The organism is Ralstonia sp. OTU4908, from assembly GCF_038440115.1.
GTDB lineage: Bacteria > Pseudomonadota > Gammaproteobacteria > Burkholderiales > Burkholderiaceae > Ralstonia > Ralstonia pickettii.
In genome coordinates this window covers 72,132-87,433 of sequence record NZ_JASATD010000019.1, presented here as the reverse complement: position 1 = coordinate 87,433, position 15,302 = coordinate 72,132, and the positions used below count along the sequence as shown (strand labels likewise).

Genomic DNA, 15,302 nt, shown 5'->3' with positions numbered 1-15,302 from the left:
CCGGCTTGCGGAGCCAACGGCACCTCGCCACTGGCAGGCGTGCAGACGTGGATGTATCAACTGCAGGGCATGACCACCAGCGCGCAGATCGATGCACTCGACGCGCAGCCATACGACATGATGGTGATCGAAGCCAACAACACCGTCAAAGGTTTGGAGGACTTCAACACCGTCGACATGGTGGCGCGCCTGCGCACCAAGCCTGACGGCTCGACGCGCAAGGTGCTCGCCTACATCGACATTGGCGAAGCCGAAGACTTCCGCACCTATTGGACATCAAGCTGGAAGGCGCCCACAGCGAACGGACCAGGCACACCAGACTTCATCATCAAGGCCGACCCCGATGGCTGGGCCGGCGACTACCCCGTCGCGTTCTGGGACCCCCGCTGGCAAGCGCTCTGGCTTGGGCCGAACGGCGCCGTCGCACAACTGGCGCGCGAGGGGTTCGATGGCGTCTATCTGGATTGGGTCGAGGCGTACGCCGAGCCTTCTGTGGCGGCCGCAGCCCAGGTAGCAGGCATCGATCCGGCCCAGGCCATGGTCGATTTCATCGCCAAGATCCGAGCGGCGGGTCGCGCCATCAACCCGCAGTTTGCAGTGATCCAGCAGAACGCATCCTCGTTGTTTGACGACGGTGGTGGATCAACGCTGCTGGCAACGATCGATGGCATCTCGCAGGAAGACACATGGTTTGGCGGCAGCTCGGGCGCCGCGTGGGGCAGCGCCTCCGGCGGCGACAGGGCAGCGAGTGCCGATGACACGCAATGGACCATCGACCAGTTGCAGAAATACTGCGCCGGCAACGTGCCTGTCTTTACGATCGACTATGCGTTGCAGACCGCCAACGCGCAGAAGGTCTACACGGCGTCGCGCCGGCAAGGCTTTCACCCGCTGGTCTCCCGCATCGCGCTGTCCAAGCCGACCACTACGCCGCCCTGGAATTACTGACGATGCTCAACGACGCGCCGGCGGGGGCGTCGACAAACGGCAAGCCGACGTAGTTTTCGGCCAGCACGCGAGCGCCGGCCGCCGAACTGGTTACGTAGTCCAGCTCGGCGCGCTGCAGCTTCTGCATGAACGGCGTGTGGTCGTCAAAGCGATGCAGCATCGACGTCATCCACCACGAGAAATGCTCCGCGCGCCAGACGCGTTGCAGGCAGCGCTCGGCGTAGCCTGCAAGCTGGGTGGTGTCGTTCTGCTTGTAGCGTGCCGTGAGCGCCTGGGCTAGGACGCGCACGTCGGCAACGGCGAGGTTCATGCCTTTCGCGCCGGTAGGCGGCACGATGTGCGCAGCGTCGCCCGCCAGGAACAGGCGCCCGTACTGCATCGTCTCGCAGACAAAGCTGCGCATCGGCGTGACGCTCTTCTGCAGGATCGGGCCTTCCTTCAGCCGCCAGCCGTCGTTGGTTTCCAGGCGCGTGTGCAGTTCGTCCCAGATGCGCGCATCCGACCATTCAGCGAGGTTCTCGTCCGGCTTGCATTGCAGGTAAAGCCGCGTGATCTTGGGAGAGCGCATGCTGAACAGCGCAAAGCCGCGATCATGATTTGCGTAGATCAGCTCTTCCGCCGCCGGTTCGGCTTCCGCCAGGATGCCAAGCCACGCAAACGGATAGACACGTTCGAACACCGCTTGCCGCTGCGCGGGAATCGCCTGCCTGCAGATGCCGTGAAAGCCATCGCATCCGGCGATGTAATCGCATTGCAATGTCTGCGGCACGCCGTCGTGGACGAACTGCACCGAAGGCGTGGCCGACTCAATATCGTGCACCGACACCTCGCTCACATCGAACAACAGCGGCGCGCCTTGCTCCACACGTGCGGCAATCAGATCCTTCACCACCTCGTGCTGCCCATAGACCGTGATCGAGCGGCCGCCCGACATCGCCGTCAGGTCGATGCGATGGCGCTTGCCACCAAACAGCAGGTCGATACCGTGGTGCACAAGCCCCTCGCGCCTCATGCGCTCGCCCACGCCCGCTTCGTTGAGCACGTCGACCGTGCCTTGCTCCAACACGCCGGCGCGGATGCGCTCTTCCACGTACGCGCGGCTCTTGGTTTCGAGGATGACGGCGTCGATGCCGTTGCGGTGCAGAAGCTGTCCGAGCAAAAGGCCTGCCGGACCTGCGCCAATGATGGCGACCTGGGTGCGCATGATGGTTGTCTCCGGATGGATTTGGAATCGTTGTGGCAACCATTGTTTACGCGCATCTTGATATCGCACAATGCAATATTGGCGATAAACTTTATCGCTAATTCAGATAGTTTGATTGCCATGTCCACCGTGCCCAACTTCGATCTGAACTTGTTGCCGATTCTGCTCGCGCTGCACGACGCGCGCAGCGTGAGCATGGCCGCGCAACAACTCGGCATGAGCCAGCCGGGCGTGAGCACGGCGCTGGGCAAGCTGCGCGCGGCATTCGACGACCCGCTGTTCGTGCGCACCTCGCGCGGCATGGAGCCGACGCCACGGGCGCTGGCGCTCATTCCAGCGGCGCGCGACGTGCTGGCCCGTGTGCAGGAAGGCATTCTTGAGACCGACGCGTTCGATCCGGCCACCACCACGCACACGTTCTCGATCTCGTTGTCCGACGTAGGCGAGATGGTCTTTCTGCCGCGCATTGTCGAAGCGATGGCACGGCACGCGCCGCGGGCGTCGGTGCAATCCGTGTCGCTGCCGCCGGCCCAGCTCGAACGCGCGCTGGAAACCGGTTCGCTTGACCTGGCGGTCGGTTACTTCCCCGACCTGAAGAAGAACAACTTTTTCCAGCAGCGGTTGTTTACGCATTACTTCACGTGCATCGTGCGGGCCGACCATCCCGTCACGTGCGGCGGCAACACGAAGCTATCGATGGCGCAGTTTCTGGAATATGGCCACGCCGTGGTGCGCGCTGAGGGGCGCAGCCAGGAACTGTATGAACGCTTTCTGGAACGCAAACGCATCCGACGGACACCTGCTCTGCTCACGCCGCATTTCATGAGCATTCCGTTCATCCTCGCGCGCACGGATTTGATTGCGACGGTGCCGCACGCGGTAGGCCTGTCGTTCATGCAATCGCACGCCAACATCTGCGTGATGGAGCCGCCGCTGGAGCTGCCGAGCTTCGATCTCAAGCAGCACTGGCATCGCAAGTTTCACAATGACGCGCGCAGTCAGTGGCTCCGGACCCTCGTGTCGTCGCTGTTCAACGATGAGGCGGATGAATGGCGCGAACCCGGCCATCGACCCGCCAAACGCAAGAACACGAAGTAACCGACCCGGCTTAAGTGTTCACAATCCGAACACTCGATTGCAATGCGAACACAGAGCCTTTAGGATCGTCGGCACGCGCAGGCGACGCCACTGTGTTTTTTCGGCTCACGCTTGCCGATCAACCTTTGGAGACCTTCATGAGACGTCGTGTGCTGCTGACTGTCGTTGCCGGTACGCTGATGACCGGCCTGCCCGCCTTTGCGGACGAGCCGATCAAGATTGGCCTGATCGCCCCCTTCTCCGGCCCCTTTGCCGACTATGGCAAGCAGATGGAAGACGGCATCAAGGCGTATCAGAGGCTGCACGGCACGACCGCCGGTGGGCGGCAGGTGCAGATCATCGTGAAGGACACGACTGGCCCCGTGCCGGACGTCGCCAAGCGCCTTGCGCAGGAGCTGGTGGTACGCGACAAGGTGGATTTCCTTGCGGGCTTTGGCCTCACGCCGGAAGCACTGGCGGTGGCGCCCATCGCGCAGCAAGCCAAAAAACCGATGGTGATCTTCAATGCCGCATCGTCGTCGATCACCACCAAGTCGGACTATGTGACGCGTGTGTCGATGACGCTGCCGCAGATCTCCACACCGATCGCCTCGTGGGCCCTGAAGAACGGCATCAAGCAGGTGGCCACTGTGGTTGCCGATTACGCACCCGGCATCGATGCGGAGAACGCATTTAAACAAACGTTCACCGCCGGCGGGGGCCAGGTCGTGGAAGCCGTGCGCGTGCCACTGCGCAATCCTGAATTCGCGCCGTTCATCCAACGCGTGAAAGATGCCAAGCCGCAAGCCGTGTTCGTCTTCCTGCCGGCCGGCGAGCAAGGCGTGGCATTCATGAAGGGTTTCCGCGAGCGCGGATTGGCGCAGGCCGGCATCAAGGTCATCGCAACGGGCGACCTGACCGACGACCACGTGCTCCCGGCCATGGGCGACGCGACGCTGGGTGTCATCACGTCGTTCCATTACTCCGCCGCGCACGACTCGCCGCAGAACAAGACCTTCCTGAAAGCCTTTGCGGAGGCCAATCCGGGCGCGGGCCGCCCGAACTTCATGGCAGTGGCCGCGTATGACGGCATCGGCGCGATCTACAACGTGATCAACAAGCTCGGCGGCAAGATCGACGGGGAGAAGGCCATGGCCGCCTTCAAGGGCATGAAGATCGACAGCCCGCGCGGGCCGATCACCATCGACCCGGCCACGCGTGATGTGGTGCAAACGGTCTACATCCGCAAGGTGGAAAAGGTCGGCAACGAGCTGTACAACGTCGAGTTCGACAAGTTTGCCGACGTGAAGGATCCCGGCAAGTAAGCACTACGCAACAGCCACGAGCCGTTGCAGTAACGGCGCATCGGCCAGCAGATCGGCGCTGGCTGATGCGTGCACGACGCGGCCTCGATCGAGCACCAGCGCACGCTGCGTGAGCTGCAGCGCCAGACGCGCATGCTGCTCCACCAGGATCACCGCCATACCCCCCTCCTCAACGAGCGCGCGGATAGCGCGGCCAAGCTCCTGCACGATGATCGGTGCGAGGCCTTCCATCGGTTCATCCAACAGCAGCAGTGCGGGATTCGTCATCAGCGCGCGAGCGATGGCGACCATCTGCTGCTCGCCGCCTGAGAGCTGATTGCCGAGATTGCGGCGCCGCTCTTGAAGGCGCGGAAACGTCTTGTAGACGCGCGCCACATCCCAGGCCCCGGGTCGCGCCACGGCTGACAGATGCTCTTCCACCGTCAGCGACGGAAACATCCACCGCTCCTGCGGCACCCAGCCGAGCCCTGCGCGGGCACGCCGGTGTGGCGGCACCTTGGCGATATCCACGCCCAGCCAGCGGATACGCCCGCAGTGCAGGCGCGTGAAGCCCATCAGCGTGGCGAGCAGCGTGGTCTTGCCGACACCATTGCGGCCCAGCAGCGCAAGGCTGCCGCCTGCTTCGAGGGCGAACGACACATCGTCCAGCACGACAGCATTGCCGTAGCCGGCGGTCACATTTTCGAGCGACAACAGTTCACGCATGCTCAACCTCCCCGAGGTAGACCTCGCGCACACGCGGGTCGGCCGCGATCTCCTGCGGCGTGCCTTCAGTCAGCACGCGGCCGGCCAGCAGCACGGTGATCCGCTCGGCAAAGCGGAAGACAAGGTTCATGTCGTGCTCGATGAAGAGGATCGTGATGTCGCGCGGCAGGCTGGCGATGACCTCGAACAGTTCGGTGCTTTGTCCGCTTGGGATACCGGCGGCAGGCTCGTCGAGAAGCAGGATGCGTGGGTGCGTCGCGAGCGCCAGGGCGATCTCCACCAGGCGCTGTTTGCCGTAAGGCAACGCATGCGTGGGCGCCAGCGCGTCGGCACCGAGTTGCAAGCGGCACAGCAATGCCATCGCTTCGTCGCGGGCGTCCTTATGCGATGCAACGGTGCGATGCCAATGCCACGACGCGCCCGTGCGCTCGAAGATGGCGAGCATCACCGATTCCAGCACCGTCAATCCCGGAAACAACGTGTTGATCTGGAAAGTGCGCGTGATGCCGCGCTTGACGCGCTGGTGTGCGGGCAGGCGGGTGATGTCTTCATCATCCAGCAGCACTTGGCCCGCAGTGGGTGCGAGCGTGCCGGTGAGCAGATTGATGAAGGTTGTCTTGCCCGCGCCGTTCGGCCCGATCAGCGCGTGGCGCGCGCCGGGCGCAAAAGACAGCGAGATATCGGAATTGGCGTGAAAGCCGCCCCAGCGCCTGGACAGGCCACGCGTGCTCAATGTGGGCGGAGGATGGATCGTGGGGGCAGTCATGAAGCACCTCCCTTGCGAGCGCGCCGCGCGCTGACCGCAGACACCGCAGTTTCCAGCCCACCGAGAATGCCGCCCCGCGCAAACAACACGATCACCATCAGCAGCAGGCCGATCCAGAACTGCCAGTAGACGGGATTGATGCCGGCCAACACGTCCTGCGCAATCATGAACACCGCTGCGCCAATCAACGCGCCGTACAACCGGCCTGCACCGCCCAGCACGAGCATGATCAGCAACTCTGCCGAGCGCGAGAAGCCCAGCGAATCCAGACCGACAAATTGCGTGGTCTGCGCGAGCAGCCCGCCTGCGACACCGGCAATCGCTGCGCTGACGGTGAACGCGGCCACCAGCCGCATGCGAACATTCGCGCCGATGGCTGGCATGCGCTTCGGCCCCTGCTGAATGCCGCGCAGCGACAACCCGAACGGCGAGCGCACCAGGCGACGCAACCCTCCAAACACCAGAAACAGCACGACCAAGCTATACAAGTAAGCCGTGCGCCCCTCCAGATCGAACTCAAATGTGCCGAGCAGCTTGTGCATCGTCACACCGGAAAGGCCGTCAACACCGCCCGTGAGAAACGCCATCTTGTTGGCCGCTTCATACAGCATCAGGCCGATGCCGAGCGTGACCATGAGTCGTGTCAGATCCTGCCCGCGCACGACGAGAAAGCTCACACAGAAGCCGGCCAGCGCAGCGACGACAGCGCCCGCGGCCAGACCGGTGAGCGGTTCACCCCAGCCATGTGCCGCGAGCAGTCCGGCGGTATAGGCGCCAAGCCCGAAGAAGCCTGCATGTCCGAGCGACACGATGCCCGCATAGCCGAGCACCAGGTCGAGCGACAACGCAAACAGCCCGACGATCAACACCTGGCTGCCGAAGACGAGGTAATCCGGAAGAAGAAAGAACACCGCGATCGGCACGCACCAGAACGCGATCTCAAACGGCGACCAACGCGCTTGCGGCAACCCATGCGCCGCAGAGCCCTCAACAGGCCGTGCAGACCGCCTCAATTGCTGCAGCCCACTCATGCGCGCCTCCCCAGCAAACCGCCCGGGAAGAGCACGAGCAGCACGACCATCAACCCGTAGATGACGAACGCGCCCACGTCCGGCACGTAGTACTTGCCCGCCACGTCGAACACGCCTAGCACGAGCGCGGCCAGCAATGTGCCCTTGATGGAACCCGCACCGCCGACGGCCACCACCAGCAGGAAATACACCATGTATTTGATCGGGAAGGCTGGATCGAGCCCGAGCACATCGATGCCCAATCCCCCGCCCAGCCCTGCCAGCCCCGAACCCAGCGCGAACGTTACGGAGAACACCAGGCTTACGTTGATGCCCAGCCCTGCGGATGCCTGCTGGTTATCCACCGACGCGCGCACCTGCGCTCCAAAGCGTGTGCGCTCAATCAGCCATGCCAGCAGCGCCGTCAGCGCAATCACCACCCCGATCAGGAACAGGCGATAGCGCCCGACTTCCAATCCACTGTCAAACACTCGCCACTGCCCACGCAGCATCTCCGGCAGCTCAACGGGTTGCTGCGACGGCCCCCACACGTAGGTCGCACCCGCCATCGCCACGAAAACGAGCGCAATGGAGAACAGCACCTGATCGAGCGGGCTCGCGCGATAGAGCCGCCGGTACAGCGTGCATTCGAGCACAAAGCCGATGATTGCGGTGACCACGAAAGCGATGGGCAGCGTCGCCAGAAACGGCACGCCGAGGCGGTTCATCAGCACCACGCACACATAGCCGCCCGCCATGGCGAACGCCCCGTGCGCAAGGTTGATGAAGTTCATCAGGCCCATCGTGACCGACAGCCCGATACTGATCAGGAACAGCAGGCTGCCGTAGGCCAGCCCGTCGAACAACACACCCAATGCGCTGAGCATGGGTCTCCTCCTTGGGCTTTTTTCCAGCTCGGCGGCCGGTTTGCCCGGTGTGTTGCGTGGCGTCTCCCCGGAGACGGCGGTATTACTTTTTCGCAGCGCTCTCCGCATCCATCTCGGCAAACACCGTCTGTGCCAGATGGAACGCATGGTTGGCCGCCGGCACACCGCAGTAGATTGCGGTCTGCAGCAGCGTTTCCTGAATCTCGTCGCGCGTAACGCCGTTGTTGGCGGCAGCGCGCAGGTGCAGGCGCAACTCGCCGTCGCGGCCGAGGGCGACCATCATGGCGATCGTCAGCAGGCTGCGCGTGTGGCGCGGCAAGCCGGGGCGTGTCCAGATTTCACCCCAGGCGTAGCGCGTGATGAGGTCCTGAAACGGAGCCGTCAGCTCGGTCTGCGCGGCGTTGGCCCGGTCGACGTGGGCATCGCCCAGCACGGCGCGGCGCACTTCCATGCCCGCGGCGTAGCGTTCGCGATCATCCATGGGCAACCTCGCGCGCAACGCCGGTCGTCAAGAAGCTGACCAGCGCTTCGGTGTAGCCGTCGGCTTGCTCCCAGTTGGCGAGGTGGCCGGCTGAAAGCTCGATGTACTGGGCGCCGGGCACGCCGTCGGCAATGAGCTTGGTCTGTGCAGCCGGCGTGGAAATATCGTGCGTGCCGCCAATCACCAGCATCGGCACGCGGATGTTCGGCAATTGCGCGCGCAAATCTGCATCGCGAATGGCTGCGCAGTTGCCGTTGTAGCCGGCATCCGGCGTGGACAGCAACATTGCCTTGACGATGTCGACGCGGCTAGCGTTGGCATCCCGGTAGCCCTGCGTGAACCAGCGCTCGAGCACCGTTTCAGTAATGCTCGCCATGCCGCCCTGCTCGACCTGTGCGATGCGCGTATTCCAGCTTTGCTGCGTGCCGATGAGCGCGGCGGTATTCGTCACGACCATGCGCGGGAAACGCTCGCCGTGATGTGCGGCCAGCCACAGGCCGGTCAACCCGCCCATCGACAGACCGCAGAACAGCGCAAGCTCAATGTTGTAGTGGTCGAGCAGCGCGAGCACATCACCACCGAGTTGCGCGACGCCAAACGGCGCGTCCGGCACGCTCGATTGCCCGTGGCCGCGCTGGTCATAGCGCAGCAGGCGGAAATGCTGGCGCAACGCGTCGAGCTGCGGCTCCCACATACCGAGGTTGGTGCCGAGCGAATTCGACAGCACCAGCACCGGCTTACCCGTGGCGGGGCCGTCATCGAATTCGTGATACAAGCGGACGTTATCGTGTTCAAGCCAGGGCATGGTGTCTCCGTGGAATACGTGTTCAGGGGTGGCGGTGGGCGTGTTCTGCGAGCACGCGGTCAACAGCGGCGCCCGCATCGCCAAGGTAATGGGTGGGATCGAGCAGCGCGCTCAACCGTTGCGGCGCGGTCGCGCCCCAGATGCGAAGGACCGCTGCGTCTTGCGCCAGTACGTCATGCAGCGTCTTGTTCTCTTGTACCGCTTGGCGGCTGGCAGCTTCGACCACATGGTGCGCTTGCAGACGCCCAAGATCCGCACCCAGCGCCAGCATCACGGCTTCACCAAGGATCAGGCCGTGCGTAAGGTCCAGATTCGTGCGCATGCGAGCAGCGTCGACCTGCAAACCTTCAACGATGTCGCGCATGCGATCGAGCGCGCCCGCCGCGAGGCAGGCCATCTCGCGCAACGTCGCCCACTGCGCCTGCCAACCGCCGAGCGCGCGTTCATGTTCCTGCGGCAGCGCAGACAGCAGCGTGCTCGCCAGAGCCGGCATGCGCGTGGCCGCAGCCAACACCGTCGCACAGCCCACCGGGTTGCGCTTGTGCGGCATGGTGGACGAACCGCCCTTGCCTGCACCGGAAGGCTCGGAAACCTCGCTGACCTCTGTCTGCATCATCAACGAGAGATCACGCGCGAAGTGGCCCAGTGTGCCGGTCAGCAACGCGAGCGTCGTGCCGATCTCGGCGATTCGATCCTGCTCGCCGTGCCACGAGAGCGCCGGCAGCGGCAGATCAAGCTCGTGCGCCAGCGTTTGAGCGACGGCCCGTGCGTGTTCGCCCAGGCTGGCAAGCGTGCCTGCCGCCCCGCCAAACTGCAACGCAGGCACATGCGCGCTCAGCGCGGTAAAGCGATCCTGCGCGCGATGCACCGCTTCCAGCCAGCCCGCAACCTTGCGCCCGAACGTTGTCGGCAGGGCTTGCTGCAACCACGTGCGCGCCACCATCGGCGTATTGCGATGACGTTGCGCCAGCGCAGCAAGCGCGTCCGCCAGTCTCAGCAGATCCGCTTCGATCAGGTCCGCCGATTGCCGCCACTGCAGCATCAGACCGGTATCGATGATGTCCTGGCTGGTCGCCCCCCAATGCACGTAGCGTGCGGCGTTTTCATCGTGCTGCGCGACGGCGGCGGTCAGTTGCTTGACTAGCGGGATCGCCAGGTTGCCCGCGCTGGCAGCGGCGGCGCCCAGCGCATCCAAGTCCAACGTTACGTTGGCGCACACCGCGCGGATCGGCGCGACGGCTTGCGCCGGAATCACGCCAACCGCGCCCTCGGCCTGGGCGAGCGCGGCCTCCACATCGAGCATTGCGCGCACGGTGGCCGCATCGGACCACACCGCCAGCATGGCCGGCGTGGAGAAGGCGCGATCGAGCAATCCGCTGGTCATCGCCGTGTCGCACTCAAACGCGTTCGATCACCAGCGCAATGCCCTGGCCCACGCCGATGCACATCGTGCACAGCGCATAACGTCCGCCCGTGCGTTGCAACTGATACATCGCCGTCGTCACCAGGCGCGCACCGCTCATGCCGAGCGGGTGGCCGAGTGCGATGGCGCCGCCGTTCGGGTTGACGCGCGGGTCGTCATCACGCAGGCCCAGTTGACGCGTCACCGCTAGACCCTGCGCGGCAAATGCCTCGTTCAGCTCGATCACATCCATCTGATCGATGCTCAAGCCGAGCTGCTTGAGCAGCTTCTGCGACGCCGGTGCCGGGCCAATGCCCATCACGCGCGGCGGCACGCCTGCGGTGGCCATGCCAACAATGCGCGCACGCGGGGTCAGGCCAAAGCGCTTGGCGGACGCTTCATTGGCGAGGAGCAGCGCGCACGCGCCATCGTTCACGCCGGACGCATTGCCGGCCGTCACCGTGCCGTCCGGACGTACCACACCCTTGAGCTTGGCGAGCGCTTCCATGGTCGTTGCGCGCGGATGCTCGTCACGGCTGACAACGATGGCATCGCCCTTCTTCTGCGGGATCGTCACCGCGGTGATCTCCTGCGCAAGCGTGCCGTCTTCCTGCGCACGTGCCGCGTTGGCCTGGCTGCGCAGCGCGAAGCGGTCTTGATCTTCGCGGTTGATGTTGTAGTCGGTGGCGACGTTCTCGGCAGTCTCCGGCATCGAGTCGACGCCGTACTGCGCCTTCATGAGCGGGTTGATGAAGCGCCAGCCGATGGTCGTGTCGTAGATGGCAGCATCGCGCGAGAAGGCGCTGGCCGCCTTGCCCATCACGAACGGCGCGCGGCTCATGCTCTCGACGCCGCCCGCGATCATCAGCGCGGTCTCACCCGAGCGGATGGCGCGCGCAGCGGTGCCGGTGGCGTCCATGCCCGAGCCGCACAGGCGGTTGATGGTCGAACCTGGAACGCTGTCCGGCAACCCGGCCAGCAGCGACGACATGCGCGCCACGTTGCGATTGTCTTCGCCCGCCTGATTGGCGCAGCCGAAGATCAGGTCGTCGATGGCCGACCAGTCGACCTGCGGGTTGCGCGCCATCAGCGCCTTGAGCGGCACTGCGCCCAGGTCATCGGCGCGCACGGCGGACAGGCTGCCGCCATATCGGCCGATGGGAGTCCGGATGGCGTCGCAGATAAAGGCTTCGGTCATGATGGTTCTGTCTCCAATGGTTCTAGGCACGACGCAACGGCGCCGCCGTCATCGTCTGCAGCGTATCGAAATCGAGGCCGTCGGCCATCTCGCGCACCACCAGCCCCTCGGGCGTGATGTCGATCACGGCAAGATCGGTGTAGATGGTATCGACACAGCCGATGCCCGTCAGCGGGTACGTGCACGACGGCACGATCTTGCTTTCGCCCTGCTTGGTCTGGTGCTCCATCATGACGAAGACGCGCTTGGCACCGATAGCCAGGTCCATCGCGCCGCCCACGGCGGGGATGGCATCCGGTGCTCCGGTGTGCCAGTTGGCCAGGTCACCCGTGGCCGACACCTGGAAGGCACCGAGCACGCAATAGTCGAGATGGCCACCCCGCATCATGGCAAACGAATCAGCATGATGGAAGAACGATGCACCAGGCTTGATGGTGACCGGCTGCTTGCCGGCGTTGATGAGGTCCTCGTCTTCTTGCCCGGGCGCAGGCGCGGGACCCATGCCGAGCAGGCCGTTCTCGGTGTGCAGAATGATTTCGCGATCGGCCGGCAGTTGGTTCGCCACCAGCGTCGGCAGGCCGATGCCCAGGTTGACGACCGAACCATCGGGAATATCGCGCGCCACACGCGTAGCGATCTGATCGCGCGTCCAGCGCTGGATCTTGGCGGTAGTTTCGGCGCTCATGCGGCCTCCTTGGCGGGTTGGGCGGCGGCGAGCTGGACTACGCGCTTCACAAAAATACCCGGCGTGACGATGTGCTCTGGATCCAGCTCGCCCAGCTCCACCGTCTCGCTGACTTGCGCGATGGTGCACTTGGCCGCCATCGCCATCACCGGCCCGAAGTTGCGCGCGGTCTTGCGATAGACGAGGTTGCCCCAGCGATCAGCGCGCAGGGCCTTGATGAGAGCGTAGTCGGCAGTCAGCGGCAGCTCGAACACGTAGGGCTTGCCGTCGATGATGCGCGTTTCCTTGCCTTCGGCCAATTGCGTACCGTAGGCGGTCGGGCAGAAAAAACCGCCAATGCCGGCACCTGCGGCGCGGATGCGCTCGGCCAGGTTGCCTTGCGGCACCAGCTCCAGTTCGATCTCGCCGGCACGGTAGAGCGCATCGAACACATACGAATCGGCCTGGCGCGGGAACGAGCAGACGATCTTGCGTACGCGGCGCGCCTTGAGCAGTGCGGCCAGGCCCGTCTCGCCATTGCCGGCGTTGTTATTGATGATGGTCAGCTCACGCGCGCCATGCGCGATCAGCCCGTCGATGAGTTCCGAGGGCATGCCGGCGGTACCGAACCCGCCGATCATGATGGTGGCACCGTCCGGGATATCGGCCAGGGCGGCCTCCACAGACGGACAAAGCTTGTTGATCACGTGCATTCTCCGGCAAGGGCGCCGCACATTCTCGATGGCTGGCGCGGGTCGGAGCATCGCGGGGGGCCGGACATGGCCGAGCCGCAACCGAGCGGCCTGCGAGTCTCCTGTTGAGGATTGGATCGACACAGGCCTTTGCTGTCCGGCCCACGTTTGCTTTCGCTCATTTGTTCGCTATACGAACCTACGTTCGATCCAAGAACTAATCTACGCCTCCCGTCCCGAGCGTGTCAAGGCGTACGCATCCCGATCAACTGTTCGAGTGGCGAAATCGAGGCAATGTCAGTAGTCTTGAGGCCACTGCACCGCTTTTGCCTTCTTTGCATGTCTGCTGCCGAACTGCCCACCGAAAAACCCAGCGATTCCTACGTCCAGTCCTTTGCACGAGGGCTGTCGGTCATCCGCGCGTTCAATGCCGAGCGCCGGGAGCAAACGCTTTCTGAAGTGGCCGAGGCGACGGGCCTGACCCGTGCCGGCGCCCGCCGCATCCTGCTCACGCTGGTCAGCCTCGGCTATGTCAGCTTTGAAGGCCGCCTCTTCCGCCTCACGCCCAAGATCCTCGACCTCGGGTTCGCCTACCTCACCTCGATGCCGTTCTGGAACCTCGCCGAGCCGGTGATGGAAGAGCTCGTCCAGACGGTGCACGAAAGTTGCTCTGCCTCGGTACTGGATGGGACGGAAATCGTCTACGTCCTGCGTGTGCCCACGCAGAAGATCATCGCGCTGAACCTGTCGGTCGGCAGCCGTCTGCCGGCGTTCTGCACGTCGATGGGCCGCGTGCTGCTGTCGGGTCTGCCCGAGGATCGGCTGGACATTGTGCTGCGCGAGTCGGACCGCCGCGCACGCACGCAGCGCACCATTACAGACGTCGACGCATTGAAAGAAGTCATTGCCGGCGTGCGCCAACAGGGTTGGGCGCTGGTCGACCAGGAGCTTGAGGAAGGGCTGATTTCGCTGTCGGCACCGATCCGCAATCGGGCGGGCGACATCATCGCTGCCATGAACATCAGCGGCCAGGCCAACCGAACTTCCGGCAAACAGATGACGAAGCAGTTTCTCGGTCCGCTGCAGCAGGCTGCCGAGCGCATTTCGGCCATGGTGCGCGTACGGACCTGAGCTGAGTTAAAAGAGCCAGCGTCAGTGCGCTTCGCGCCTCGCATCCCGACAGTTTTTTCAATAAAATTGTGGCTCCGTGGGCAAAGAGGATGTCTGTGACTCAACACACCGCCATTCACACCGGTCTGGATGTGAAAGGCCGCCATCGCCGGGCGCGTGCTTCTTGCGTCCTGGCGCTTGCCCTGCCGTTGCTGTCCAGCCTTGCATGGGCCCAATCGACGCCCCTGGCGACAGCCATGCAGGAACTGACGCCACTGGCCCGCATGCTGGTGGGCGCCGCGACGGGTCGCAGCACGGCCGCTGCCGGCGTACCGGCCCTCACGGGGCCTGCCCGCAATGCAGACCGCGCCCTCGCCCAGGCCTGCGCCGAAATCAACCGCTTCACCCCCGTCCCGCTCGACCGAGAGACCGCGCTGGCGCAATGCTCGCTGGCGCAGAAGAAGAACCTCGTCTTCGTCATCACGCTGACCAACTACGCGGCGCACTCGGCCGCATCGCAGGGCTTTCGGCTGAATTTCGTTCCGATCCTGCAGAAGAACATCTGCAACAACGGCGACGTGCGCATCCTCACGCGGCTGGGCTTGAGCCTGGTCTACCGCTATCGCGGCAACGACCACGAGACCGTGGGCGACGTGCCGATCAACGAATCGATCTGCGGCGCGCTCTAAGCCCACGTTCTGCCCCGGGAATCCCCTGATGGAGCGCAGTCGGCCGCCATGTCATTAATGGCAGACAAAGTCTCATTTCACAAAACATCCGCCGGGCTCCTGCCTTGCTGCGCCAGCCTGACCGGGCTGCGGGCGCGCAACCCGGCCCCCCCCACATCCCACATCCCGCCTGTGCACCGCACCCCGCCCTGCTTGCCACCTGCCATCTGTGCCGCTGCGGCATGGACTATAGTTGGGCGTTTCACCTGGCGTCATATGGTTATCCGAAGTCCGCGCATGCAAAAGACGCATACGCCGGTATGCTCGCGGGCGGTTCTGATTCGCACACTGTCCACCACC

At 64.3% G+C, this 15,302-nt stretch carries 16 protein-coding genes; 5 read left to right on the top strand and 11 right to left on the bottom strand.

The window, feature by feature from the left end; translation table 11 throughout:
• Window positions 1-948, top strand: a 948-nt coding sequence (locus tag AAHM38_RS16835) for an endo alpha-1,4 polygalactosaminidase (protein WP_342234306.1), incomplete at its 5' end; no start/stop codon positions are given.
• Here AAHM38_RS16835 and pobA read toward each other — a convergent pair.
• The gene (pobA, locus tag AAHM38_RS16830) at window positions 926-2,152 is read right to left on the bottom strand and encodes a 4-hydroxybenzoate 3-monooxygenase (protein WP_012762451.1); all 1,227 of its coding nucleotides are present in this window, start codon (window positions 2,150-2,152) and stop codon (window positions 926-928) included. The genes AAHM38_RS16835 and pobA overlap by 23 nt on opposite strands.
• Window positions 2,153-2,272: 120 nt before the next feature.
• On the opposite strand from pobA, the gene AAHM38_RS16825 reads away from it, so the two are divergent.
• Both AAHM38_RS16825 and AAHM38_RS16820 read left to right on the top strand, forming a co-directional pair.
• Window positions 2,273-3,250 carry a LysR family transcriptional regulator gene (locus AAHM38_RS16825; protein ID WP_116575382.1) on the top strand — a complete coding sequence of 326 codons (978 nt, stop codon included), beginning with the start codon at window positions 2,273-2,275 and terminating at the stop codon, window positions 3,248-3,250.
• Window positions 3,251-3,387: 137 nt separating this feature from the next.
• On the top strand, window positions 3,388-4,554 hold the full coding sequence (locus AAHM38_RS16820; RefSeq protein ID WP_004631120.1) for an ABC transporter substrate-binding protein: 1,167 nt from the start codon (window positions 3,388-3,390) through the stop codon (window positions 4,552-4,554).
• Between the two features lie 3 nt (window positions 4,555-4,557).
• On the opposite strand, the gene AAHM38_RS16815 is transcribed toward AAHM38_RS16820, so the two are convergent.
• The 10 genes from AAHM38_RS16815 to AAHM38_RS16770 all read right to left on the bottom strand — a co-directional run bounded on the left by AAHM38_RS16815 (window position 4,558) and on the right by AAHM38_RS16770 (window position 13,179).
• Entirely contained in the window at window positions 4,558-5,259 is a 702-nt protein-coding gene (locus AAHM38_RS16815; RefSeq protein ID WP_012762453.1) for an ABC transporter ATP-binding protein, read from the bottom strand.
• Window positions 5,252-6,025 (bottom strand): ABC transporter ATP-binding protein, encoded by a 774-nt coding sequence (locus AAHM38_RS16810; RefSeq protein ID WP_012762454.1) that lies wholly within the window; start codon window positions 6,023-6,025, stop codon window positions 5,252-5,254. Before AAHM38_RS16810 ends, AAHM38_RS16815 begins: the two co-directional genes overlap by 8 nt.
• Entirely contained in the window at window positions 6,022-7,056 is a 1,035-nt protein-coding gene (locus AAHM38_RS16805) for a branched-chain amino acid ABC transporter permease (protein WP_012762455.1), read from the bottom strand. Before AAHM38_RS16805 ends, AAHM38_RS16810 begins: the two co-directional genes overlap by 4 nt.
• Complete coding sequence (locus AAHM38_RS16800) at window positions 7,053-7,922, bottom strand: branched-chain amino acid ABC transporter permease (RefSeq protein WP_012762456.1); 870 nt, start codon at window positions 7,920-7,922, stop codon at window positions 7,053-7,055. The genes AAHM38_RS16805 and AAHM38_RS16800 overlap by 4 nt, the downstream gene beginning before the upstream one ends.
• 82 nt (window positions 7,923-8,004) lie before the next feature.
• Window positions 8,005-8,403, bottom strand: coding sequence for a 4-carboxymuconolactone decarboxylase (gene pcaC, locus AAHM38_RS16795; RefSeq protein WP_012762457.1), 399 nt, complete (start codon window positions 8,401-8,403; stop codon window positions 8,005-8,007).
• Window positions 8,396-9,208 carry a 3-oxoadipate enol-lactonase gene (gene pcaD / locus AAHM38_RS16790; RefSeq protein WP_012762458.1) on the bottom strand — a complete coding sequence of 271 codons (813 nt, stop codon included), beginning with the start codon at window positions 9,206-9,208 and terminating at the stop codon, window positions 8,396-8,398. Before pcaD ends, pcaC begins: the two co-directional genes overlap by 8 nt.
• Before the next feature lie 22 nt (window positions 9,209-9,230).
• On the bottom strand, window positions 9,231-10,592 hold the full coding sequence (locus AAHM38_RS16785; RefSeq protein WP_012762459.1) for a 3-carboxy-cis,cis-muconate cycloisomerase: 1,362 nt from the start codon (window positions 10,590-10,592) through the stop codon (window positions 9,231-9,233).
• A 13-nt stretch (window positions 10,593-10,605) separates the two neighbouring features.
• Window positions 10,606-11,808, bottom strand: coding sequence for a 3-oxoadipyl-CoA thiolase (gene pcaF, locus AAHM38_RS16780; protein ID WP_012762460.1), 1,203 nt, complete (start codon window positions 11,806-11,808; stop codon window positions 10,606-10,608).
• Window positions 11,809-11,830: 22 nt separating this feature from the next.
• The gene (locus AAHM38_RS16775; RefSeq protein ID WP_004631136.1) at window positions 11,831-12,493 is read right to left on the bottom strand and encodes a CoA transferase subunit B; all 663 of its coding nucleotides are present in this window, start codon (window positions 12,491-12,493) and stop codon (window positions 11,831-11,833) included.
• Entirely contained in the window at window positions 12,490-13,179 is a 690-nt protein-coding gene (locus AAHM38_RS16770) for a 3-oxoacid CoA-transferase subunit A (protein ID WP_009277455.1), read from the bottom strand. Before AAHM38_RS16770 ends, AAHM38_RS16775 begins: the two co-directional genes overlap by 4 nt.
• 324 nt (window positions 13,180-13,503) lie before the next feature.
• Here AAHM38_RS16770 and AAHM38_RS16765 point away from each other — a divergent pair, with 324 nt between their 5' ends.
• Entirely contained in the window at window positions 13,504-14,295 is a 792-nt protein-coding gene (locus tag AAHM38_RS16765; protein ID WP_041668229.1) for an IclR family transcriptional regulator, read from the top strand.
• Window positions 14,296-14,384: 89 nt separating this feature from the next.
• Window positions 14,385-14,963 (top strand): hypothetical protein, encoded by a 579-nt coding sequence (locus AAHM38_RS16760; RefSeq protein WP_004631141.1) that lies wholly within the window; start codon window positions 14,385-14,387, stop codon window positions 14,961-14,963.
• The last annotated feature ends 339 nt before the right edge of the window (window positions 14,964-15,302 follow it).

Bases quoted from the DNA above. Each gene is read 5' to 3' on its own strand.
- pobA (WP_012762451.1), bottom strand. From the start codon at position 2,152: ATGCGCACCCAGGTCGCCATCATTGGCGCAGGTCCGGCAGGCCTTTTG.
- AAHM38_RS16825 (WP_116575382.1), top strand. From the start codon at position 2,273: ATGTCCACCGTGCCCAACTTCGATCTGAACTTGTTGCCGATTCTGCTC.
- AAHM38_RS16820 (WP_004631120.1), top strand. From the start codon at position 3,388: ATGAGACGTCGTGTGCTGCTGACTGTCGTTGCCGGTACGCTGATGACC.
- AAHM38_RS16815 (WP_012762453.1), bottom strand. From the start codon at position 5,259: ATGCGTGAACTGTTGTCGCTCGAAAATGTGACCGCCGGCTACGGCAAT.
- AAHM38_RS16810 (WP_012762454.1), bottom strand. From the start codon at position 6,025: ATGACTGCCCCCACGATCCATCCTCCGCCCACATTGAGCACGCGTGGC.
- AAHM38_RS16805 (WP_012762455.1), bottom strand. From the start codon at position 7,056: ATGAGTGGGCTGCAGCAATTGAGGCGGTCTGCACGGCCTGTTGAGGGC.
- AAHM38_RS16800 (WP_012762456.1), bottom strand. From the start codon at position 7,922: ATGCTCAGCGCATTGGGTGTGTTGTTCGACGGGCTGGCCTACGGCAGC.
- pcaC (WP_012762457.1), bottom strand. From the start codon at position 8,403: ATGGATGATCGCGAACGCTACGCCGCGGGCATGGAAGTGCGCCGCGCC.
- pcaD (WP_012762458.1), bottom strand. From the start codon at position 9,208: ATGCCCTGGCTTGAACACGATAACGTCCGCTTGTATCACGAATTCGAT.
- AAHM38_RS16785 (WP_012762459.1), bottom strand. From the start codon at position 10,592: ATGACCAGCGGATTGCTCGATCGCGCCTTCTCCACGCCGGCCATGCTG.
- pcaF (WP_012762460.1), bottom strand. From the start codon at position 11,808: ATGACCGAAGCCTTTATCTGCGACGCCATCCGGACTCCCATCGGCCGA.
- AAHM38_RS16775 (WP_004631136.1), bottom strand. From the start codon at position 12,493: ATGAGCGCCGAAACTACCGCCAAGATCCAGCGCTGGACGCGCGATCAG.
- AAHM38_RS16765 (WP_041668229.1), top strand. From the start codon at position 13,504: ATGTCTGCTGCCGAACTGCCCACCGAAAAACCCAGCGATTCCTACGTC.
- AAHM38_RS16760 (WP_004631141.1), top strand. From the start codon at position 14,385: ATGTCTGTGACTCAACACACCGCCATTCACACCGGTCTGGATGTGAAA.